The sequence below is a fragment of the Parvularcula marina genome, from assembly GCF_003399445.1.
Taxonomy (GTDB): domain Bacteria; phylum Pseudomonadota; class Alphaproteobacteria; order Caulobacterales; family Parvularculaceae; genus Parvularcula; species Parvularcula marina.
Map to the genome: position 1 here is coordinate 2670386 of NZ_QUQO01000001.1, position 22455 is coordinate 2692840.

At 60.3% G+C, this 22455-nt stretch carries 22 protein-coding genes and 1 pseudogene; 13 read left to right on the forward strand and 10 right to left on the reverse strand.

Annotated features, from left to right (window positions below; translation table 11 throughout):
• Nucleotides 1-123 precede the first annotated feature (123 nt).
• Genes DX908_RS12860 through DX908_RS12875 form a run of 4 tightly spaced genes read left to right on the forward strand, consistent with a single transcriptional unit; the run spans nt 124 to nt 3679 of the window.
• On the forward strand, nt 124-1266 hold the full coding sequence (locus DX908_RS12860) for an ABC transporter permease (RefSeq protein WP_116392708.1): 1143 nt from the start codon (nt 124-126) through the stop codon (nt 1264-1266).
• Nucleotides 1263-2081, forward strand: coding sequence for an ABC transporter ATP-binding protein (locus DX908_RS12865; protein ID WP_116392709.1), 819 nt, complete (start codon nt 1263-1265; stop codon nt 2079-2081). Before DX908_RS12860 ends, DX908_RS12865 begins: the two co-directional genes overlap by 4 nt.
• A 19-nt stretch (nt 2082-2100) precedes the next feature.
• Nucleotides 2101-3033: an MlaD family protein gene (locus tag DX908_RS12870; protein WP_158548764.1), complete on the forward strand. Its 933-nt coding sequence runs from the start codon at nt 2101-2103 to the stop codon at nt 3031-3033.
• A 13-nt stretch (nt 3034-3046) separates the two neighbouring features.
• On the forward strand, nt 3047-3679 hold the full coding sequence (locus DX908_RS12875; RefSeq protein WP_116392711.1) for an ABC-type transport auxiliary lipoprotein family protein: 633 nt from the start codon (nt 3047-3049) through the stop codon (nt 3677-3679).
• Here DX908_RS12875 and DX908_RS12880 read toward each other — a convergent pair.
• Nucleotides 3667-5478 (reverse strand): hypothetical protein, encoded by a 1812-nt coding sequence (locus tag DX908_RS12880; protein ID WP_147303799.1) that lies wholly within the window; start codon nt 5476-5478, stop codon nt 3667-3669. The two genes, DX908_RS12875 and DX908_RS12880, sit on opposite strands and share 13 nt — an antisense overlap.
• Before the next feature lie 169 nt (nt 5479-5647).
• Here DX908_RS12880 and DX908_RS12885 point away from each other — a divergent pair, with 169 nt between their 5' ends.
• Complete coding sequence (locus tag DX908_RS12885; RefSeq protein ID WP_116392713.1) at nt 5648-6493, forward strand: ion transporter; 846 nt, start codon at nt 5648-5650, stop codon at nt 6491-6493.
• On the opposite strand, the gene DX908_RS12890 is transcribed toward DX908_RS12885, so the two are convergent.
• Nucleotides 6490-7269 (reverse strand): enoyl-CoA hydratase-related protein, encoded by a 780-nt coding sequence (locus DX908_RS12890; RefSeq protein ID WP_158548766.1) that lies wholly within the window; start codon nt 7267-7269, stop codon nt 6490-6492. The two genes, DX908_RS12885 and DX908_RS12890, sit on opposite strands and share 4 nt — an antisense overlap.
• Before the next feature lie 23 nt (nt 7270-7292).
• Nucleotides 7293-8489 carry a cation:proton antiporter domain-containing protein gene (locus DX908_RS12895; RefSeq protein WP_116392715.1) on the reverse strand — a complete coding sequence of 399 codons (1197 nt, stop codon included), beginning with the start codon at nt 8487-8489 and terminating at the stop codon, nt 7293-7295.
• Nucleotides 8490-8618: 129 nt separating this feature from the next.
• On the opposite strand from DX908_RS12895, the gene DX908_RS12900 reads away from it, so the two are divergent.
• Together DX908_RS12900 and DX908_RS16605 are read left to right on the forward strand one after the other, a co-directional pair.
• Nucleotides 8619-9155, forward strand: coding sequence for a hypothetical protein (locus DX908_RS12900; RefSeq protein ID WP_116392716.1), 537 nt, complete (start codon nt 8619-8621; stop codon nt 9153-9155).
• Nucleotides 9156-9191: 36 nt separating this feature from the next.
• On the forward strand, nt 9192-10157 hold the full coding sequence (locus tag DX908_RS16605) for an FAD-dependent oxidoreductase (RefSeq protein ID WP_158548768.1): 966 nt from the start codon (nt 9192-9194) through the stop codon (nt 10155-10157).
• 726 nt (nt 10158-10883) lie between these two features.
• Here the strand turns inward: DX908_RS16605 and DX908_RS16610 are convergent.
• Nucleotides 10884-11609 (reverse strand): annotated as a pseudogene (locus tag DX908_RS16610) (EAL domain-containing protein); the annotation flags it as partial.
• A gap of 165 nt (nt 11610-11774) precedes the next feature.
• On the opposite strand from DX908_RS16610, the gene DX908_RS12915 reads away from it, so the two are divergent.
• Nucleotides 11775-12149: a hypothetical protein gene (locus DX908_RS12915; RefSeq protein WP_116392719.1), complete on the forward strand. Its 375-nt coding sequence runs from the start codon at nt 11775-11777 to the stop codon at nt 12147-12149.
• Here the strand turns inward: DX908_RS12915 and DX908_RS12920 are convergent, their stop codons facing one another.
• Nucleotides 12150-12929 (reverse strand): NAD kinase, encoded by a 780-nt coding sequence (locus DX908_RS12920; protein ID WP_116392720.1) that lies wholly within the window; start codon nt 12927-12929, stop codon nt 12150-12152.
• Between the two features lie 117 nt (nt 12930-13046).
• Between DX908_RS12920 and DX908_RS12925 the strand changes: the two genes are divergently transcribed.
• Nucleotides 13047-13856, forward strand: coding sequence for a class II aldolase/adducin family protein (locus DX908_RS12925; protein WP_116392721.1), 810 nt, complete (start codon nt 13047-13049; stop codon nt 13854-13856).
• Between the two features lie 8 nt (nt 13857-13864).
• Nucleotides 13865-14614 carry an SDR family oxidoreductase gene (locus tag DX908_RS12930; RefSeq protein WP_116392722.1) on the forward strand — a complete coding sequence of 250 codons (750 nt, stop codon included), beginning with the start codon at nt 13865-13867 and terminating at the stop codon, nt 14612-14614.
• Nucleotides 14615-14632: 18 nt separating this feature from the next.
• Here DX908_RS12930 and DX908_RS12935 read toward each other — a convergent pair whose 3' ends face one another.
• From DX908_RS12935 to DX908_RS12945, 3 genes are all read right to left on the reverse strand, one after another.
• Nucleotides 14633-15859 (reverse strand): RNA polymerase sigma factor, encoded by a 1227-nt coding sequence (locus DX908_RS12935; protein WP_116392723.1) that lies wholly within the window; start codon nt 15857-15859, stop codon nt 14633-14635.
• 5 nt (nt 15860-15864) lie between these two features.
• Complete coding sequence (locus DX908_RS12940) at nt 15865-16221, reverse strand: YciI family protein (protein ID WP_116392724.1); 357 nt, start codon at nt 16219-16221, stop codon at nt 15865-15867.
• An 84-nt stretch (nt 16222-16305) separates the two neighbouring features.
• Entirely contained in the window at nt 16306-16860 is a 555-nt protein-coding gene (locus DX908_RS12945; protein WP_116392725.1) for a pyridoxamine 5'-phosphate oxidase family protein, read from the reverse strand.
• Nucleotides 16861-17007: 147 nt separating this feature from the next.
• Between DX908_RS12945 and DX908_RS12950 the strand changes: the two genes are divergently transcribed.
• From DX908_RS12950 to DX908_RS12960, 3 genes are all read left to right on the forward strand, one after another.
• Entirely contained in the window at nt 17008-17715 is a 708-nt protein-coding gene (locus tag DX908_RS12950) for a CoA transferase subunit A (protein WP_116392726.1), read from the forward strand.
• Between the two features lie 2 nt (nt 17716-17717).
• The gene (locus tag DX908_RS12955; RefSeq protein ID WP_116392727.1) at nt 17718-18353 is read left to right on the forward strand and encodes a CoA transferase subunit B; all 636 of its coding nucleotides are present in this window, start codon (nt 17718-17720) and stop codon (nt 18351-18353) included.
• A gap of 154 nt (nt 18354-18507) precedes the next feature.
• Nucleotides 18508-21075 (forward strand): glycoside hydrolase family 9 protein, encoded by a 2568-nt coding sequence (locus DX908_RS12960; RefSeq protein ID WP_199564710.1) that lies wholly within the window; start codon nt 18508-18510, stop codon nt 21073-21075.
• An 8-nt stretch (nt 21076-21083) separates the two neighbouring features.
• Here the strand turns inward: DX908_RS12960 and DX908_RS12965 are convergent, their stop codons facing one another.
• Together DX908_RS12965 and DX908_RS12970 are read right to left on the reverse strand one after the other, a co-directional pair.
• Entirely contained in the window at nt 21084-21281 is a 198-nt protein-coding gene (locus DX908_RS12965; protein WP_116392728.1) for a hypothetical protein, read from the reverse strand.
• Nucleotides 21278-22420: a PepSY-associated TM helix domain-containing protein gene (locus DX908_RS12970; RefSeq protein ID WP_116392729.1), complete on the reverse strand. Its 1143-nt coding sequence runs from the start codon at nt 22418-22420 to the stop codon at nt 21278-21280. Before DX908_RS12970 ends, DX908_RS12965 begins: the two co-directional genes overlap by 4 nt.
• Between the last annotated feature and the right edge of the window lie 35 nt (nt 22421-22455).

A 22455-nucleotide genomic window follows, 5' to 3' on the forward strand; every position in this document is an offset into this window, starting at 1 on the left:
GTCACCTAGCTGAAAGCCGAGGGCGATTCGACATAGAATCGCAAGTCTTTATCGACCGTTCAACAATCCGTGGCATGGTGAACCGGTAAAAAGAGTCTTACATCCCGCGGGGGTGCGTGCGGTATGGCGTCAGCCGGGTATGAAATTGCTGAAGAGAATGGCGCTCTCAAGCTATTGCTGCGGGGTGACTGGACCTTGCGTGACGGGCTTGTCCGCATTGATGACCAGTTGCGGAAACTCGTTGCCGAGCAGGGAAATCGCCTGAAATCCATTGATCTTGGCGGGCTCGATGAACTCGATACCGCCGGGGCGATGATCCTCCTGCGGATGCGCGAGAATTGCACGGCGGAGGGCGAAAGCCAGCCGTCTCCGGTTTTCGAAAACGCCTCACCCATTCACGATCAGCTCATCGAACAGATGAAGCCGCATCTGGAGCAATGCGCGAATGATCCTGCGGAGCGTAAATCCTTCGTCTTGATGCTCGACCGGATCGGGCGAGGGACGGAACGCTTCGGGACCGAAGGCTTGAGCATCCTCAGCTTTGTCGGCGCGGTCATTGCCCGTATCGGCGGCAGTATCAAAAAACCGACCCGGTTCCGCATGACCCCGCTTGTCCATCACATGGAAGAGGCGGGGATGGATGCGACCCTGATCGTCGGGCTCATGTCCTTCCTGATCGGCGCGGTCGTCGCTTTTATGGGCGCGCGGGTGCTGGCCGAATTCGGGGCGTCGGTCTTCACGGTCGAACTCGTCGGCATAACCGTCTTGCGCGAATTCGGGGTGCTCCTCACCGCGATCCTGCTGGCCGGGCGCTCAGGCAGTGCGTTCACCGCCGCGATTGGCTCCATGAAACTCCGCGAGGAAATCGACGCCATGCGGGTGCTCGGCGTCAATCCGCTTGATGCGCTTGTCATTCCCCGGACAATTGCGCTGATGCTGACCCTGCCGGTGCTGGCCTTCCTAGCGGCCTTCCTGGGTATTCTGGGGGGCGGCATTGTCGGCTGGCTGGCGCTTGATATCCCGCCACAGCTTTTCATGGCGCGGACGCAGGAAATCGTCGTCGTCGACAATCTGATGGTCGGCCTTGTGAAGGCGCCGTTCTTTGCCTTCGTGATTGCGGTCGTTGGCTGTTATCACGGTATGAATGTCGAGCATTCAGCAGAAGAACTTGGCCGCCGGACGACCATGGCGGTTGTCCAGTCCCTGTTCCTCGTCATCCTCATCGATGCTCTCTTTGCGATGTTGTTCCTGGAGCTTGGCATATGAGTGCGCCAACGCCAGACGAGAATGTCGTCATCAGGGTCCGTGACCTGACGAACAAGTTCGGCAGCTTCGTCGTCCATGATGAACTCGATCTTGACGTCTATCGCGGTGAGATCCTTGGCGTCGTCGGTGGCTCCGGGACGGGCAAATCTGTCCTTATGCGGGCGATTGTGGGCCTGCGGCCACCAGATGGCGGGACCGTCTGGATGCTGGGCGAGCAAACAGAAAATCTCAGTGAAGATGAGCGTTCTGCCGTCAATCGCAAGGTGGGTCTCCTCTTTCAGGATGGGGCGCTTTTCTCCTCGATGACCGTGGCGCAGAATGTCATGGCGCCGTTACGAGAGACGTTGAAGATTTCAGACCAGCTGGCCCGAGAAATCGCCAGTACAAAGATCTCCCTTGCCGGGCTCCAGCCGGAGGCGGCGGAGAAATACCCCTCCGAGCTTTCAGGCGGGATGAGGAAGCGCGCAGCCCTTGCCCGCGCGCTCGTGCTTGACCCGGAAATCCTGTTTCTTGACGAGCCGACAGCAGGGCTTGATCCCATCGGCGCAGCAAAATTCGATGAGCTGATCATCAGCCTGCGCGATGCGCTCGGGCTGACGGTTTTCATGATTACCCATGATCTCGACAGTCTGAACCGGGATTGTGACCGCATTGCCGTTCTTGCCGAGAAAAAGGTGATTGCGGACGGTCCTGTCGATGAGGTTCGCCAGAACCCGCATCCATGGATCCAGGAATATTTCAGTGGCCCACGCGGCCGTGCAGCTCAGGCTGCGAATACGTTTGACGTGCCGGCGCCCGAACGGGGCCGGGCATAAAGAAGGAGGGGCGGGAGTCATGGAAACCAGAGCCCACTATGTGCTGATCGGAGCATTCATGCTGGGGGGGATTGTGCTCACGATCCTCTTCACTCTTTGGCTGGGGTCGAACCGGTCAGAATATGATGAATATCAGATCGTCTTTACCCAGAAAATTTCCGGCCTGCAGGAGGGGGCAAACGTCCTCTTCAACGGTATCCCGGTCGGGCAGGTTGAAACGCTGGAGCTTGACCAAAACAACCCCAACCGGTCGCTTGCGCTGGTCAGGGTCGATAAGGGGACGCCGGTCAAAACCGACACCAATGTCGAGCTTGAGCTGACAGGGGTGACCGGCCTTGCCGTCGTTCAGTTCACGGGCGGCTCACCCAATGCGCCGCTCCTTCAGGATGTCAGCCGGGAGCGTGTACCCGTCATTGAGGCGGAATTGGGCGGTATCGCGGCGGTGCTTGAATCATCAGGTGAGCTGGCGCTCAGCCTGCAGCAGCTCATTAATCAGGAAAATGCAGAATCGGTGAGCCGAATTATCGAAGATATTGAGACGATCACGGATGTCTTCGCTGACAAGGAAAATGAGCTGTCCCTGATCATCGACAATGCGGCCGTCGTCAGCACTGACCTGCGCCTTGCCGCACGGAATATCTCTGACGCGACGACCAGCCTCAACAAAACGATGAAGACCATTGATGATGTCGTCAGCACGGATGCGCGCGCAGCGATCCAGCAGCTGAACGAGACGGCGGAGAACCTCAATCAACTGGTCCTCGATGTGAATGCCATTGTCGATGACAATGCCGAACCGATCAGCGAATTCACGCGGAACGGGCTCGGCGCGACCATCATGATGATCCACAAGGCTTCGCGGCTTGTCGATACGACCGAAGCCATCTTACTTGAGTTCGACCGCAATCCGGCGGCATTCCTGGTCGGCGAAGGCCGTCCGACAGCAGATTAAAGGCGGCAGGAAGATGTTGAAGAAACTCATTTGTGCGGTTCCGCTGTTGGCCCTCGGGGCCTGTGTTTCGGTCCTGCCGGATTCGGGGCGCCAGCCGCCGCGCTTCCGGCTGGACCCGGACAGGGCAATGTCTGTCGCCGTCACGCCGGTTGATACCAGCCTGATCATCAGTGATCCGACGGCGGAGGCGGTCTACAATACCTTCAATGTTGCGATTGCGACGGGTCCCTACAGATATGAATATGTCGATGGGGCGGAATGGGCCGACCGTGTGCCGGTCCTCTTCCGTATCTATCTGGAGAGACGGTTCGAGAATGCCGATATCGTCGCAGCCGTCGGTGATCGGACAGAAATGCCGGTCAGCCGGTCTTATGTCCTTTATTCGGATATCCGGGCATTCAATATCGACCGGACAGGAGCGGGCGAAGTGGCGCGTGTCTCTTTCGGTGCACGCTTGACCAATCCGCGCGGACACACGCTGGCATCGAGTGTCTTCACACAGGAAATCCCGACAGGGGGCCGGGGCGCTGAGTTCTATGCTGATGCGCTCAATGAAGCTGCCGCTATGACGACCGAGGAAGCGGTGCGCTGGACATCCGGCCTGATTGAAGAGAATGAGCGCCGGGAGGCTGCTCAGTCGAAGTGACCGGCGGCTGAACCCGTCAGCATATATAGCCGGCCGAGCGGTGAGGTCAGATAGGTCTGGATCGCATCCGCCCCGCCGGCTTCAGCTGACAGCGGCTCAAGGATCGTATCGAAGTCCCGCAGGAATTCATTGGTCCGTTCCCTGAAGACAGCATTCTGGTTCAGCTCTGCCTGAATGCGCGCGCGTAGCGTATCCTGATCGCGTGCGATCAGGGCCTTGGCGAAGATCTGGCGTTCGCCAGCCTCAAACCGGTCGAGATCCTCATGTGAGGGGCCGCCGAAAAGCTGGGTCTGAAGGACAAGTGAGTAATTCTGGATACGAACGACCAGCCGGTCGAGGACATCCATATTGGGGGCAGGGGATGCCTCCATGGACGGCTTTTCAGGTGCGGGCTTTGGTGCAGGAGCAGGCTCAGCCGGACGAACGGGCGCTGACGGCGCGGGGGCCGGATCAATTTTAGGCGTCACCAGACCTTGTGTCGCCCTCATGATCGGCTCGCGCGGGAACGCGGTCGGCTTGGGCGCAGGCGGTGTCGGCGGGATCGGAATGTCTTCCTCGGCCTGCTTGATAGGTTTGACCAGCGGTGCGGGATTGGCTTCCTCGACCTTGGCGAGGATGTCTTTCCAACGATGCTTTTCTTTTGGCCGGTCTTTGAGCGCCATGGGTTCCGGTTCGACCGGCGCGGGCGGCGGCGTGGGCGTCGGTGCTGCGGCTTGCGGTGAAGGCGGCGTCACCGGTTTCTGACGCGGAGCGACGACACGGCTTGCCTGTTCGGTGACGACCTGCGCGAGCCTGTCGGCACGGCGACGCTGGTCGCGCATCAGGGTTTCGAGTTTGGCGGACTGGTTGGCCAGTTCTTCCTGAGCAGCGTGAATGCGCGCGGCATTCTCCTCAAGCCGGTTGGTCAGCGAGGTCTGGTGCTCTGTCGCTTCCTCGCTCGCATTCCGCAGGGCGGCGCTGCGCTCTTCCATGGCACGGGCAAGCTCTTCGAACCGGTCGAGCGATTGCGCAGAGACAGATTCAAACCGGTTGATCTGACTGTCGAACTCACGCCCGCGATCGGCCAGACGATCCTCCAGCCCGGCATGCTCATCGGCAGCAGCCTGTGAGCGTTCGGCGATCTTCTCGGCAAAGCGGTCCGCTTCGCGGTTCATTTCTTCGGTGAGCGCGATCAGCGCATTGCGCTCCTGCTCAAGCCGGGCGGCACTGCGCGCTGTACCTGCGCCCAAGGCTTCACCAGCATTGCCGATGGCCCGGACCTGCTGGCGGATTAGGCTTTCTGCCTCCGCAAGACGCGACAGGGCCTGATCAATCTCATCATTAAGCGCGGATACAGAGCCCGGCGTCAGATCGGCAAAGGACCGGCCGGAATGCCCGGAGACGAGCTGTTGCGCCGACGCTTCGAGCCGAAGGGCGAGCGACAGCACATAGCCGATAAGGCGGATGCAGATCCCGGCCGTTGCCGCCCACAGGACAACATCCAGCGAATAGCCGAATTTCAGCGCCCAGACGCCGGTCACCTGCTCATTGGCGAGCATCGACCCGATCGGCCATGCGATCATCCAGCAGACGGGGATCGTGAAGGCGAGCATCTGCGAGATGCGCTGCACTTTGCGCGCCCGCCTTGGCCAGGGCAGGGGATCATTGTCGTCTTCGAGAAAAGCGCGCCGCGCCGTGTCGCTCTCCGCCCCGCGAGGATCATCGCCATGCCGGGCCGAAATCGGCACGACGACAGAGCGGTCATCATCGGCGTCCTGCGCCGAATGGGGGTGGGTCGGGTCTTCCGCGACCATGGGCATTTATCTCTCCGATCAGCCAGAAGGACGGTCGGACCGCCCCCGGGCTGCTTAACCCTGAGCCCTCGGGTTTGGAGGGTGCGCTGTCAAGGTGCAATGCTGGGTCTGTAACTGATCGTAAGTCCCGGTTAATCCTGCGTTAAGGGTGAATTGGTGAGGCTCCATTTCGGGCATGGAACAGGATTACAAGGCAAAAGACGTGGCGCAGCTGCCACAGACCCCGCTTGCGAGAGCAAGGGCGAGGCTGGTCGAACTGGTCGAAGCGCCCTGGTTCTCGAACGCGGTAATGGCGCTCATCTGCCTCAATGCGATCACGCTGGGGCTTGAGACTTTTGACCGTTTCGATCCGTGGCGGCCCTGGCTGCATCTTTTTGATCTGTTGTTTGTCACGGTCTTCGTCATCGAGATGGTCTTGCGGATTGCCGCCTATGGCCCGTCATTCTTCCGGTCGGGCTGGAATATCGCGGATTTTGTGATTGTCGCGGGCGCAGCGCTTGCCGCCTCGAACCTCTTTGCCGCGCTCCGGGCGTTCAGGGTGCTGCGGCTCCTCCGGGTCGTCACCGTCGTGCCGAGAATGCGCACCGTGGTGAGAGCGCTGGTCGATTCGGTGCCCGGCATCATCTCCGTTGCGATCATTGCCGTCCTGATCGTCTATGTGTTCGCGGTCATCGCAGGCTCACTCTACGGTGAGACGCATCCGAACTATTTCGGCAATGTCTTCACCTCTATGTACACGCTGTTCCAGATCATCACGCTGGAGGGCTGGCGCGATATTGCGGATGATGTGCAGGCGGATCACCCGATGTCATGGATCTTCTTCCTGACCTTCGTGCTGGTCGGCACCTTCACCATGCTCAACCTCTTCATCGCGATTGTCGTGCGGGTGGTGGAGGAAGAGGCGGATGAAACCGAAGAATTCATCCATGAGGAAACGGACCACGTCCTGCAGGAGCTCAAAGTCCTGTCAGCGAAGATCGATGAGCTGAAAGCAAGACTTCCCGATCAGGAACGGCCTTAGCGTTTCCAGTCAGGATCACGCTTTTCTATATAGGCGGCGAGCCCTTCACGCGCCTCATTCGTCTTCCGAATCCGGGCACTGATCTTTGCGGCGCCTTCGATCAGGCCCGTATTGAACGGCTCATGCGCATAGGCGTTGAGCAGCATTTTCATTTCCTTCTGAGCGAGCGGCCCGCCCATCAGAAGATCATCGATAAACCGGGCGACTGTCGCATCAAGCTGCGCACCAAGGCAGGTCGCATGAATGAAGCCGACCCGTCGCGCCTCATCGGCGGAGAAGGTCTCGCCCGTCAAGACGTAGCGCCTGAGGACAAATGGGCTGACAGCATCAAGCATGAATGGCGCCAGGACCGCCGGCAGGGTGCCGAGCCTGACGGCAGGCAGTGAGAACTGCGCCTCGTCATCGCTGACAGAAATATCGCAGGCAACGGCCAGCGCGAGCCCGGCGCCGATGGCAGCGCCATTGACGCGCGCAATGGTCGGTTTGGGACAGCAACGCACCTGCCAGAGAAGATTGCCCAGCCGTCTTGCATCGACAGAGGGCTGGTCGGTCGCCATTTCCTCCATCCATGAAATGTCCGTGCCCGCGCTAAAGGCATCTTCAGAGCCGGTGATGACAATCAGGCGGACATCCTGTGACCGGCTATAGGTGACGACATGCTCGGTCAGCTCCCGCATCAGCTCCTCATCGAGGGCATTGCGGACATCCGGGCGGTTCAGCGTCAGGGTGGCGACCCCTCGCTCATCCACATGTGTCAGTAAACAGTGATCCGTCACGTTCGGCCTCTCAGGCATAAATCCTAGGCGGCACTATAACGCCTTTTCTGGGCAAGTGCTGTCTGTTGCACGAGCCGCCTTGTGAGCGGTTTGGACACCATACGGGCACTCGCAAGACCCATCAGGACTGCCGCTGCGGCGAGCGCCATCGGCTGATCAGTCAGGGGCGCATTCGATGCAGTGAAGATCAGAAGCATCAGGGCGCTGCCGACCCCGGGCGCGCCATTATACCAGATCAGGAATGTCTGATCGGCCACCGGCAAATGGCTCGGCACAAGGGCAAGATAGCGGGCGAGCGCCCGGACCATCCCGACGCCGACCAGCGCCATGAACCAGATCAGGAAGTCGAGCGTGACGGCGTGCGGTGCGATGATCAGGCCGAAGAGGGCGAGCGCAATCGGCGACAGCGTCGCCTCGCCCGTCCGCCAATAGCGGGTGCGGATCGCAGCCGAGAGGCGGGCTTCCTCCGAATAGGCAACGCCAGCGCCTGCGAGTGTCATCACCGGGTCGAGCCCGATGAGGATCGCGAGGACATACATCGCAGCGGCAAAAAAGAGCGGTGATTTGGGCAAGGCCGCTTGGGGGATGGGGAGGAAGCGCCCTGCGGCAAGGCCCGCAATGCCGCCAATCGCAAAGCCGCCGAGTGAACGGATAGCGGGCAGGTCGATAATAGCGGTGCCCGGCGTGACGGGTTCAGCGCCGCTGTTCAGCAGCATCGCAATCGGCACGCCGAGGACGAGCACGGTGGCTGTTTCAACCCGCGCGGCGGTCCGTGTTTCTTCGGCAATCGGCGCCGTCAGGAGCGGCGAGGAGACCGCGGGCGCCCCGCCCAACATCAGGGCGGCGCCAACGAGCAGTGGCGGGAAGAGGCCCATGCCGGGCACCAGAATATACGCCGTCATCGCAAAGCCGAACATCATGACGAGCGTGCCGCCGGTCGCGAGGCGGAAGGCATCAGGAGATATCCGCAAGAGCCGCGAGAGGCGGCATTCCATGGCTGCGACAAAAACCAGCGCGCCGAGCAGAGACTGTGCCGCTGCCCCGATCAGCTTGTCAGGGAAATAGGGCAGGTTGAGCATCAGCCAGATCAGCCCAATCCCAATGCTCACCCCCGTGACGATCAGCGGTTTCCTCGTCAGCTCAAGCAGGATGCCGCGCGTCAGGCCTACATAAACGAGGCCAGCAAGTACGAGCGGGGTGAGAAGAGAGGTGAGCAGCATTGTTCGGACTTGTTGAGAGACTCGGAACCTTGGGCCCGTTCGGCAGCCTCGAAAAGGTCTCGAGGCGTGAATTAATCCCCATGCGCCCAGTCCGGTTTATTCTCCTCAATATTGGCAGAGGAGTGCCTTATGACGATCTCAGAAAATCCTCCCCTCCGCGAACGGCTAGCGCGGGCGGTCGGGCAATTTGCGCCAACCCTTGCAGGCGCGCTCGGTGGCCCGCTGGCGGGTGCAGCGGTCGCGGCGGTCTCAAAAGCAGTGACGGGAGAGGAGGCCGCACCTGACGGCGTGATCCTCGAAGCGGTGGTTGGCCGCGATCCCAAAGCGCTCGCCGCGCTGAAGGAAGCGGAGCTTGATTTCCGCAAGGCCATGCTGACGGCACAGAATGAGTCGCGCCGAATTGCGGCCTCAGACCGGGCGGATGCGCGGGCGCGTCAGCGGGCGATCAAGGACATCACCCCGGCGGTGCTGGGGCTCGGCGTGATTGGCGGGTTCTTCTTCGTGATGGCGACCATGCTGTGGCGGGAATTGCCATCCGAGGCCGGAACGGAATTCTCGATCATGCTCGGCGCGCTGGCGACTATGACAGCAGCGGTCGTGAACTATTATTTCGGCTCGTCGGCGGACTCCGTTGAGAAGACGCGCGTGATGAGCGGCTTGCACTGATCCTCGAGAAGTCGGTAACCGCTCTTTCCTATGGCGGTGCAGCATATTCTCATCATCGGGGACGGGGTGATCGGCCTTTCGGCGGCGTGGAAGCTTGCCCGGGCCGGGCACCGCGTGACCTGCATCGGGGACGATGGCCCACGCTCGACCGATGCCGCGGCTGGCATGTTGGCTCCGAGTTTCGAGCGCCATCATCCGCGCGCTGCAGGCAGTCTAGGCGCACTGCTCGAAGAGGGGCTCACTTTCTGGCCAGATTTTGCCCGTGAGCTGATGAATGAGACGGGTCAGACTTTCGGTTATGATCAGAACGGCATCATCGGCATCAGCTTTCCCTCCGCGCCGTCTTCCTCCGCGATTGAGACCGAGCCGCCGGCGGGTTTCCCGGCGAGCCGCGCCTGGCTCGTCCCTGAAGAAGGGCAGGCCGATCCCCGTTTACTGCGGTCAGTCCTGCTCAATGCCTTCTGGAAGGCAGGCGGCACGCATATCCAGCTCAAGGCGGATGCGATTGAGTGCAGGCCCGAGGGCATTTCAGTCAGGGCAGGAACGGAGCGGTTCATGACCGACCGCATTGTGCTGGCGGGCGGTGTCAGGTCGGCTGAGCTCCTCCCCGGTGCCTTCGAGATGGAAGGGGTTCGGGGCCGGGCGTTCCTTCATCATGCGCCGGAGTTGAAGCTCACCCATGTCGTCAGGACACAGACCGTTTATTTCTGCCCCAAGTCAGACGGTCTTCTCTATATCGGCGCAACCGAAGAGATCGAAGCCGGCGAGCCGGCCATGTTCGATGGGCTGTGGTGGGAGGCTGTCTCGGTCTGTCCTCCCTTGCAGGGGACGGAACGGTTGAAGGTCTTTGACGGGGTGCGACCAGCCTTGAAAAGCGGATTACCGAAGATCGGCCATTGGGCCGAAGACGAGCGGGTGTACCTCGCGCTCGGCCATGACCGGAACGGGGTTCTCCTCGCGCCGCTCACTGCGGACCGGATCGTCCTCGCGCACAGTCTCTAGCTCTTCCAGGCGCTCTTCGCGAGCAGCCATCCGCTCGCGATGCCAGCGCCGCCAGGAGCGGGGCCAGAAATGCGTGATCCGGTATTTCTTCTGCAGAAGATGCAGCCACAGCGGCGGCTCGTCGGGGACATATTCACGCTCCGCAAAGAGCGTGCTGTCTGTGATCAGCTCAGGCTTGTCAGCGGGATCATCCGCCGTATCTGTCGGCAGGACAGGCAGATCATTGACGACCTCATCCAGCGTATCCGCCGGGTCCGTACATTCCGCCTTCAGCGTATCTGTGATCTTGGTTTCACGGATATCCGCAGGCAACTCGCGCAGGAGCGCCTCGACGGAGGATTCGTTCTCAACCGGTGCGGAAGCTGCTTCAGCGAGCGAGGTGATTTCCGCGCTGACTTTTTCTTCGTCCGCCTCTTCGGGCAGGGCCGCATCTTTCGGGAAATGCTGCTCAAGCCGGGACTGCAGCGAGCGGGCTGTTGCAATGGCGTCGGGCGTTGCGTCTCCGCTGTCCTCAGCCGGAGTTGAGACAGCTTTCAGGCGTCGCATGGCAACCCGTTTTGCCGCAGCAATCCGGGCACGGCGGGTATGGCTGTCCGCCCGGCGCTGGTCTTCTTCGCTCGACAGATCGAGCGGCGGTTCAGCCGATGCAGAGGGCGCTTTCTCGACGGGTGCGGTCACAGCTTCGGTCTTAGTGCCGGCGGGCAGGGACGCCGCGCGGCCAAGCGCATTGCCTTGCCCGAGGTCAAAGCCAAGCGAATCGAGCGCGGTGGCCGCTTCGTGGTCTTCGACCCCGACAGCGGTGATCTCGACATTCCGCTCTTTGGCAAAGCTCAAAAGCTCCGAGAGCGTATTAAGGCCCGGCCCGCCACGGCTTGAACGCACCTGACGCAGGACAGCTGGACCGCCGGTCTTGATCTCTGTGAAGGGGAAGGGATCAAGGCCCTTCATCGCATCGCTTGCGCGGCCGCGCACTTCGAGTGCCAACGGACAGCCTGTTTCAGCCAGCCGCTGATAGGCTTTGGCCTGCACATCAATCGGCGTGTCGGGCGAGAAAAGCGGGCATTCAAGCGTCAGCCGCTTGGCTGGCCACTCATAGGTTTTCAGCATCTTGGTGACGGTTTTGGGCAGTGTCGGATCATTAAGATCCGCGACCGACAGATTGATCGACACCCCGACACCATCGGGCAGCTCTGCCGTGACGGCGCTCGCCAGCGTATTGCCGAGCACATAGCGGGTCAGCTCACCGATTCGGCCCTGGCTTTCGAAAAAGGAGAGAAAGGCGCCCGGCGGCAGGGGCCCAAGGCCCGGATGATCCCAGCGCACAAAGGCTTCGTAACGCCGCAACTGACGGCCCGAAAAGGCGACAATCGGCTGGAATGCGATCTCGAGATGCGCATTCTGCAGGGCGTTATCGATATCGATCCCGGTTAGCCGGACCGCTTGAGCGCTCATGGAGGTCCTGTCTCGCAAATATGCAAAAGGAACCTTACGGCAATCTTCGTTAACGCTGTCTTACCAGCCATTTGGGGGCGGGACCGGTCGCCGCAGGGGCTTTCGGACGCATGGCAAACCGGCCTGCAAACGGATTGAGTGATCCCCTGAAGGGGAGAGGTCGTCATGCACACTGGTCTCATCTGGGCGGCAGCGGGATTATCGGCGCTGACTTTTGCCGTGCACACATTCGTTGGCGGCAAGTTCGTGGCGCGGCCCCTTCTTGCGGATCAGTCGCTGCCGGCCGCATCCAAATGGCTCAATTATTACTGCTGGCACATCACGACGCTTCTGCTGGTCGCGATGACGGTCGGCTACATTCATGCTGCGCGAACCGGCGCGGGTGTCGAGCTCGTCATTTTCATGGGCGTGTGTTCTGCCGCGTTCAGTGTCTTGAGCGGTGCCGTCGCGATCAAAGGCGGCATCAACCCGTTCAGGTTTCCCTCAACGAGCCTTTTTGCGTCTGTCGCCCTGACGACAGGGCTTGCCTTTATTTTTTGATCAGTATTCGAACTGCTCTTCGAGGATTCGTTCCTCAAGCCCGGCACCGGCATCAAACAGCAGGCACATTTCAATATCCCGCGCGATTGAGCCGTGGACGGTTTTGACGTCCCGGACTTCGTAATTGTCAGCGGTCGCCAGCACGGTACGGAATTCGGGATCCTGCACCTCAAAATCGACTTCCGCGTCATAAGAGAGCAGCGCCCCGCGCCAGCGGCGTGGCCGGAACGGGCTGATCGGTGTCAGCGCCAGAAGGTTCGAGCTGATCGGCAGGATCGGGCCGTGCGCGGAGAGATTATAGGCGGTCGAGCCGGCAGGGGTGGATAAAAGGACCCCATCACAGATCAGGGTCTCCATCCGTGTCTGGCCATGCACTTTGATGGTGATGCGTGCGGTCTGGCGGGTCTCCCGCAGAAGGGCGATTTCGTTGATCGCCATCGCCTCATGCCTCTTGCCGCGTCCGTCGGTCGCGATCATCCGCAAGGGGTTGATGACGACGCGGTCCGCTTTGGCGATCCGTTCTGGGAGGGCGGCCGGGTTATACTCGTTCATCAGGAAGCCGACCGTGCCGCAATTCATGCCGTAAACGGGGATGTCGTGATGCATATGGGCGCGCAGGACATCGAGCAGGGTGCCATCACCCCCCAATGCGACGATGACTTCGGCGTCATCGGGGTCACAATTACCGTACATTTTTACGAGTTCTTTGAGCGCAGCCTGACCTCTCGGCCGGTCACTGGCGACGAAGGCGATCCGCTGACCCTTATTTCTGCCTGCCATCTATGTCCTTCCCCCGGAGGCGGATATGCTAACTGCATCCGCCAGTTGCTGTGTGCCATAGGGCTTGTGCATCTGGATATAGCAAATTGAGGTCCATTCCGCGACCGGGAGGTAAGAATGAGTGATACGCCCATCGATATGGTGCCCCAAGAAATCCCGCCCGCCGATCTGCCATCCCTAAAAGGAGAGGTGTCGGAGGAGGAATGGCGCATCCGTTGCGAGCTGGCTGCGACCTATCGACTGGTCCAGCTTTTTGGCTGGGATGATCTCGTATTCACCCATATCTCCGCGCGCCTGCCGGATGAGGATGGCCAGCCCCGTTTCCTGATCAATCCCTTCGGCATCTTCTTCGAAGAGATGACGGCGTCTTCGCTGCTCAAGATTGATGTTGAGGGCAAGAAGCTCAATGACAGTCCGTATACGGCTAATGCGGCGGGCTTCACGATCCATTCTGCCGTTCACGAAGTCCGCCATGATGCGGGCTGCGTCCTTCATCTTCACAGCCCATACGGCATTGCCGTCTCCGCGCTAGAAGAAGGGCTCAGCCGGCTCAGCCAGCATGCAATGCAGATCCATGATGATGTGGCTTATCACGCCTATGAGGGGATTGCCTTCAATCTTGAGGAACGCGCGCGCCTGCAGGCTGATCTCGGTGATCATTCCTGCATGATCCTGCGGAACCACGGTACACTGACGACCGGGGCCAATTGCGCGATCGCCTTTGCGCGGATGTATTATCTTGAGCGGGCCTGCGAGATCCAGATCCTCGCGCAATCCGCGGGCAAGGTGATCGAAGAGAGCGAAGAAATGTCGCGCCTCGTCTATCAACAATCCTCACCGCTCTGGATCAAGGGGATCGGCGACAAGCTGATCTGGCCGGGGCTGGTCCGCCGCCTCGCCCGTGAAAATCCGGGCTGGGACGTTTAAGCGCCCGGATGCTGCTGACGGGGCACAAGGCGCTGGTCACGGGCGCGAGCCGAGGGATAGGTCTCGAGCTTGCGCGCGGCCTGCTCAAGCGCGGCGCGCAGGTGCTGGCGCTCAGCCGCAGCGGGGCACCCGTCAAAGAGCTTGAAGATGCTTATCCCGGCCGCGTTGAATTCCTCCCCGCCGATCTATCCCGGCGCGATCACGTCAATGCGTTGATCGGCACGCTCCAGTCCGAACAGCCGGACCTGTCGATCCTGATCAACAATGCCGGTGTCCAGTATGAGCTTGATCTTTTTGGCAAGGAGCAGGCGCGGATGATCGAGCAGGCGCGTGATGAGATCGAGGTCAATCTGACCTCCATCATTGAGCTAACGACCGGGCTTCTGCCTGTTCTGAAAGCGCAGCCCGCTGCGGCGATTGTGAACATCACCTCATCGCTGGCACTGGCGCCGAAAAAGTCCGCCCCCGTCTATTGTGCGACCAAGGCGGGCTTGCGGAGTTTTACGAAGACCCTGCGCTATCAATGCGAAGAGAAGGCGCCGCATGTCCTCGTCGTCGACGCCATGATGGGGCTGGTTGAAACCGACATGACGGCGGGACGCGGCAAGAAAATGATCACCCCTGAGCGAGCGGCCAGGGAAGTGCTCGACGGCCTGCAGAAAGAAAAGACCGAGATCGCCATCGCGCAGGCTGCGCTGGTGAAGGTCATTGCCCGGATCGCGCCCAGCATTGCAGAACGCATCCTGAAGAACGCCTGATCGGCGTATACGGACGGCTTAGCTGACGACGATCTGAGAACGCCGGGTTTCAAGATAGGATCTGACGCCGCTGTCTGAGCAGAGTTCCATGGCCCTGGTATAGGCCGCGAAGGCTTCCTCTTTTTGCCCCAGTTCTGCGAGCGCCGCCGCGAGCGTTGCCCAATAGGGCTGGTGGCTGCTGGCCTCGTCAGAGACCTGCCGCAATGTCCTGACGGCCTCGGTATGCCGGCCCGCGCCCACCAATGCGGCCGCGTGGCCGATAATGGCGCCAAGATTAGGAGTAGCTTGCCGAAGAGCCGTATAAAGACCAATAATCGACGTCCACCGGTCCTCGCCAGTTCGCAGCATGTGGATATGGGCCGACTGAATGGCCGCCTCCAGCTGAAACCGTCCCGGCTGTTTTGACAGGGCTGCCATATGTAGCACCTGCTCGGCGCGATTGATGAGGCCCTGATTCCAGTTATCAGGGCTCTGATTTTCGAATGGGATGAAGACGCCTTTATTGTCCCTGTCGGCGCCGAAACGGGAAAACCGATAGAGGCAGAGGGCATGTAGGCCTCTTGCCTCAGGCACTTTCGGGAAGGCGCCGCAACAGAGTTCAGACAAATAGCAGGCTTCCCGCGCGAGTTCTTCGTCCCTCACATCAAGCCCGGCGGAGAAAGCGCCATATATGGCATCAAGCACTGGCGGCAGAAGTGACGGCCAATCCTGCGGCGCAGGGATATGAAAGCCGGGTACCGCATCGGCGAGGGTAGATTTTGCCCGTGAGAGTTGTTGTCCCATAGCAGCGGGACTTGAAAGAAAAAGCGGTGCGATCCGCGCGGCCGTCAGCCCCAGGACGGTTTGCAGCATGAGGGGCGACCGGACAGATGGCGGGATGGCGTCATGGGCGCAGGCAAACAGCAATCTCAGCCGCGGATCGGGGAGAGGCCATTGAGAGGCATCTTCTGCGGCGGCTTCCCGCTCAGCCTGCCGGAGCAGAACTTCCGTCTCAGAAGCCCCCTTGGTCATTGCCCGTCGAGCCTGATCTGTCAGGCGGTTGCGGGAAACCGTGATCAGCCATGCTTCTGGCCGCTCCGGGACGCCCTTGTCGGGCCATACTTCCAATGCCCGGGCGAGTGCATCGCCTAAAGCATCCTCTGCCAGCTGAAGATTGCCGGCATGCCGGATTAATCGCCCCAAGAGGCGGCCATAGGCGGTACGCGCAAGCCGCTCGACTTCCCGGTGAGCAGCCTGCGCGGTCATTTTCTCTATTCAGCCCAGCCGGGAATGGGGCGAACTTCGACGACCCCGGTTTTGGCGCCGGGGCATTCGGCTGCCCAGTTGAGGGCTTCTTCCATGGAGCCAGCTTCAATAATGTAGAACCCGCCCAGCTGTTCTTTTGAATCCGTATAGGGTCCATCCTGAACAGTGCGTCCGCCGTCTCTCACGCGGACCGATTTTGCGGTGTGGCTCAGCTCCAGCGGTGCACCGCTCGACATCGCGCCGGCTTCCTGCAATTTCTGGGTATAGGCTGCCCAAGGCGCCATATAGGCTTCAAAAGCAGGGCCTCCTGACGGCATTGGGTTCGCGGCTTCGTCTTCAGCAATCAACAGCATATATTTCATGTCATTTCTCTCTTTCTGGGCGGGAATGTTGCCGCCTGAATAGATGACGTGTGTGTGAGCTGCATTTCGACATGGCAGCTGAAATTATTCTGGTTGGCGTAAGAGCCCCGGCAGGCCGTCAACGCTCTCAGCGTTGCTCGTCAGGCGTTTTTCCTGCCAGGCACTTTCTTCCATGTGATTGATGGCGCGTGAAAGCTGGTCACGCTCGCCCTTGAACTCATAAAAGGGGACGCCCCAGCCGCAGCTATCCTGAATGCGCGTGATATCCGCATAGATGATATTCCGTGCCCGCTCGATATTCGGGAACAGTTTCATCCCTTCCTCAAACCCCGGCTCGTTGAACTGAACGACGCGGCCGGTGCCGTAGAGCCGCAGGATATTGGCCGGGCCGTCAAAGGCGCAGAACATGAAGGTGATGCGGCCATTCTCGCGCAAATGCGCGACCGTCTCGATGCCTGAGCCGCCAAGATCGGCATAGGCGACCTGATGGTCATCGATCACGGCGAAACTGTCATAGCCTTTGGGGGAGACATTGATGTGACCGCTATCGCCGCGCGGGGCGCTCGCCACGAAGAACATTTTCTGCTGCGCGATAAAGTCGCGGATGCGATCATCAATGCGATCATAGGTTTTGGCCATGTCGTCTCTCCTTGTCGGTCATCCCTTAGCATCGCCGTTCCTTGCTGCCAGTCCTTGAACGATTGGGTTCACTCTGATTGAGCTACATCATCCTCTTGCGAAGCGGGGGGGAGGGCGCAACAAGCGCCTGAAAAATCAGGAGGTGACATGGCTGGCAAGGTTTACAAAGACGCCGCCGCGGCGCTCGACGGGCTCACTCATGACGGCATGACCGTGATGGCGGGCGGCTTCGGTCTCTGCGGCATTCCCGAAACGCTGATCATCGCGCTCAGGGATTCGGGCGCCAAGGATCTGACCGTCATTTCGAACAATGCCGGGGTCGATGACTGGGGTCTCGGGCTTCTTTTGCAGACACGGCAGATCAAGAAAATGGTCAGCTCCTATGTCGGTGAGAACAAGACGTTCGAGGAGCAGTTCCTGTCCGGTGAGCTGGAGCTTGAATTCAACCCGCAAGGCACGCTGGCCGAGCGCATCTGCGCGGGCGGCAAGGGCATTCCGGCCTTCTTCACCAAGACAGGCGTCGGCACGCTGATCGCCGAGGGCAAGGAAGAGCGCACTTTCGATGGTGAGCGCTATATCATGGAGACGGGCCTGAAAGCGGATCTCTCAATCGTCCGTGCATGGAAGGGCGATACCGAGGGCAACCTCATTTATCGCAAGACCGCCCGCAACTTTAACCCGATGATGGCCACCGCCGGGAAGACCTGCGTTGCCGAGGTCGAGCACCTCGTCAAACCGGGTGAGCTTGATCCTGACCAGATCCACACGCCGGGGATCTTCATTGACCGGATCATCGAGGCGGAACAGGAAAAACGGATCGAGCAACGCACCGTCCGTCAGCGGGAGGAGGCGTAATCATGCCCTGGACACGTGACGAAATGGCCGCTGAGGCGGCAACCGAACTCGCAGACGGCTACTACGTCAATCTCGGCATCGGTATTCCGACGCTGGTCGCGAACCACATCCCCGACGGGATGAATGTGACCCTGCAATCGGAAAACGGTATGCTCGGCATGGGACCTTTTCCGTATGATGACGATGTCGATGCCGACCTCATCAATGCGGGCAAGCAGACTATTACGGAGTTGGACAAGACGTCCTATTTCTCCTCGGCTGACAGCTTCGGGATGATCCGTGGGGGGCATATCGACCTCTCGATCCTGGGCGCAATGGAAGTCTCCGAAGGCGGCAATCTCGCCAACTGGATGATCCCCGGCAAGATGGTGAAGGGTATGGGCGGCGCGATGGACCTCGTCGCGGGCGTCAAGCGCGTCATCGTGCTGATGGATCACTCCTCGAAATCAGGCGCGCCGAAACTGCTCAAGGAATGCTCGCTGCCGCTGACCGGCGTTGCGTGCGTGGACCGGATCATCACCGGGCTCGGCGTCTTCGATGTCGATAAGGAGAAAAAGGTTCTGCGCGTTGTGAAACTCGCGCCGGGCGTCACGATGGATGAGGTCCGGGCACAGACCGAGGCCGTGATCGAAGAGTAAGCTCTTCAGGATATCCGACATCACGAAAGGCGGCTCTGACGGGGCCGCCTTTTTCATGGGCGGGGGGCCGTACGGCCTCAATATTGTTAGCGCAAACATTTCTGGTTAGGGTCTTCCAAAATGACCGGGTCCACGCTCGGCAGGGAGGAATATCATGGCGTTTCGGCACTTCGCGGCACCGGCTGCAGGCTTCATTCTTGTGACCGCTTGCGGCGGCAAAGAAGAGGTCGCTCAACCAGACCCGGTCGAAACCGAAATGGCCGAGACGGTGGCGCCTGCTGAAACGAACGCACCGCTTGCCGATGATATCCTGACCGAGGCGGGCTATTTCTCCGAACCCGGACTGGATGTGCTGGTCTTCTCCAACTGGTATGACAGCCTCTTCAGCGATGCCAAGATTTCCGGTGTTGAGATCATCCATCACGGGGTCCGGGTCGTCACCAATGGCGATGTGCGTTTGAGCCCCACGCCGGGGCAGTGGGAGCCGATCGGCAGTTTCGCCGAGCGCGATGTCGATCGCGAGGGGGGCGTGATCACCGCCGAGCTGAGCTATCAGGATTTTGGGTTCGATTACCGCATCACCGGGCGGCGCGACGGGGAGGGCTATCTCATCCGTGTCGAGAGCGATGAGCCTTTGCCCGCAGAACTCGATGGGGTGGCCGGATTCAATCTTGAATTCATTCCGTCCGTCTATGGCGGGGCCGGGATGCTGGTCGACGGCAAGGCCGAGCTGCTGCCTGTCTATCCGACAAGTGAGATGGAGTTGCGTGAGGACGGCCCCCGGCCGGATGGCGCCGCCGCCGAACCGCTGCCGCTCGCCGAAGGCCGGGAGATCGTGATGGCGGCTGGTGACGAGCGCGCGCAAGTGACAGTCCGATCCACCGGCACGCCGATTGCTGTCTATGACGGACGGAACCAGGCGCAGAATGGCTGGTTCGTCCTTCGCTCGCTCCTTCCGGCGGACAAGACAGGGACACTGGTCGAATGGCGGATCAGTGCGCCGGTTGATCAGAGCTGGATGCGGGAGCCGGTCGTCAGCTATAATCAGCTTGGCTATCGTCCGAGCCGGGACAAAGTCGCGATTATCGAGCTTGATGCCCGGTCCGATGGGGCCGGAGAGATGAAACTCATCCGGCTCGGCGCGGATGGCGAGACAGTCGTCAAATCCGGCACGCCCGAGGCATGGGGCCATTTCCTCCGCTATCAATATGCAAGTTTTGACTTCTCGGAGGTGACCGAGCCGGGGCTTTATACTCTTGAATATGAGGGGCGCCGGGAAGGGCCGTTCCGGATCGGGGAGGATGCCTATGACCGGGCGTGGCAATCGACGCTCGATATTTTCTTCCCCGTGCAGATGGATCATATGTTCGTCAACGAAGGCTATCGCGTCTGGCATGGCGCGCCGCATCTCGATGACGCCCTGCAGGCGCCGGTCGATCATGAGCATCACGACCTTTACCGGCAGGGGGCGACGACCGACACGGCCTTCGCGCCGCTCGAGCATATTCCCGGCCTGAATGTCGGTGGCTGGTTTGACGCAGGCGATTATGACATCCGTACCCAGAGCCAGTATGGCACGGTGCGCTATCTCGTCATGGCATGGGATGATTTCCGCCTGACGCGCGATCAGACAAAAGTGGATTGGGCGCGGCGACGCACAGATATCCATGTGCCTGACGGCGAAGCGGACCTTCAGCAGCAGATCGCTCATGGCACGAAACAGCTTTTCGCGCAGTTCGATGCCGTCGGCTTTGCCATTCACGGTATCGTCGAGCCCGACCTTGATCAGTACACCCATCTGGGGGACGCGCTGACCAAGACAGACAATCTTATCCATGATGCCCGGCTCGGCCCGGATGATAAAAGCGGCGGCTATTCGGGAAAGCTCGATGATCGCTGGGCGTTCACCAGCCGCGCAAGTGCCTTGCAATATGGTTCGGCGGCGGGCCTTGCGGCGGCGGCACGCGCACTTAAAACTTATGACGAGGCATTGGCGGAGAAGGCGCTGGCCACCGCGATCCGCGTTTTCGATGATGAAGAGAGCCGCGAGCCTGACCTCTTCCAGCATGGCAATACGACAGGAGGGCCGTTGCCGCTTGAACGGTTCCGCGCGGCCGCCGAACTTCTTCTGACAACGGAGGATCCGAAATATGCGGGCGCCGTTTTTGAGGCGTGGGAGGAGGCGCAGCCCTTCTTTGGCGCCATCGCGCCGCTGGCCATCGATATCCGCCCCCTGATGTCGGAAGGTTACGACGCGCAATTGAGGGAGGCTGCCGAGGCTTACATTGCGGAACGCGCCGAGGCGCGGGCCGAAAGCCCGTTCAATGTGGAGATCACCAAACGCGGCTGGGCTGGGGCAGGGGCTGTCGTGGGGCAGGCCGTGGCAGATTATAAGCTGCACACGGCTTTTCCTGATCTCGTGCCTGCGCAGCAGGTTTTTGACGGGTTTGATTATGTGTTGGGACGCCACCCCGGGCATAATCTCTCACTGGTCTCTGGCATTGGGGCGAAATCGAAAAAAGTCGCCTACGGTACGAACCGGGCGGATCATTCCTATATTGCGGGCGGGGTCGTTCCCGGCATGCTGATCCTGAAACCGGACTACCCTGAGAACCGGGAGGACTGGCCGTTCTTCTGGGGACAGAATGAATATGTCATCCCGCTGGCGGCCCAGTATATCTATCTTGCCAATGCGGCGGCCCGGCTGGGGCGGGAGGAGTAACCCGTCCCTTATCCCCGCTTCGTCGTCATCGCCCAGATAATGGCAATGATGGGTGCGGCGAGCGTCAGCCAGGAAAGTGCGTCATAAACGCCATTCCCGACGAGTGCTGCAATCAGGCCAATCAGGGAGAAAACAGCCAATAGGGCGGGCACGGCAAAAATGACCGTAAGGGGCAGCTTTGCGCGAGGGGGACGGCGCGACTTCACGGGGCTTCCTCCTCGCTGAGGATCGCTTCCACCGGATCGTTCCGAGTGCTGCTGCCCTGTCGCTTTGACAGCCAGAGATAAAGCCCAGTGCCGAGGACGATGATGGTGGCAAGGTCGAGCAGAGCCCAGAGGAGTTTGAGCGGCAATCCGCCATAATCCCCGAAATGAAGTGGCTGGGAGAGTGACAGCATCTTGTTGTACCACGGCATCTCCCGCAGATTGACAAGCACACCTGTCTCAGCGTCGATCAGCGCCGGGGTGACAATATGCTCCGTCAACGGTGTGTTGCCATGCAGGAAGACAGCATAGTGATGGTCGGTTGAGTAGTCACCGCCCGGGAAAGCCACAAATTGCAGTGTCATGTCGGGCGCGGCCTCGACAGCTTTCGCAATCGCTTCATCAAGGGAGCTCAGCGTTTCGGGGCGCCCGGTTCCTTCAAATGGCTCAATCAGGTCAGCGAGCTGATTATTCTTCCATGCATCGAGGATTGGTGTTGCAAGTGTGTTGATGATTCCGGTGAAACCGACGACCAGAACCCATGCCACCGTCACGATGCCGAGAAGATTGTGGTAGTCGAGCCATTTGGTGCGCGGCGATTTTGTGACCCTCAGCGTGCCAAATTCATGTTTGCGCATGAAGGGCGCATAGAGAACCACCCCGGAGATAATGGCGAGCACAAAGAAGATCCCCATCGCCCCGAGGAACAGCATCCCCGGCAGTCCCAGAAACATGTCCGTATGCAGCTGGAGCAGGAATTCCATCACCCCGCCATCACCCGTCTTGGGCGGCACGAGATTTCCGCTCGTATGGTCGTAAGACGCGAAGTGCATTTTCACCCCGGGGGCGTCGGGTGTCGGCCCGGTTGTCACATTGACGACGGGGCGGTCGATGTCGAAGCTCATGAAGATCGGCACTTCACCCGGACGGTTCGCAAGCGCGGTCGACAGGATCTCATCATAGCTGAGAAGGGCGCCTTGCGGATGGGCGGGTTCCCAGACTTCCGTATTCAGCGCGTCTTCGATTTCATCATGAAAGACAAGCGGCAGGCCCGTGATGCACAGCATTAGGAGGAAAAGCGTGCAGACAAGGCTCGTCCATTTGTGAATGGCGCTCCAGGCTCTGATTGTCTTTGGGGTCATGGACGGCCGAGGACCGGGGCATTGCTGCCCCGGCC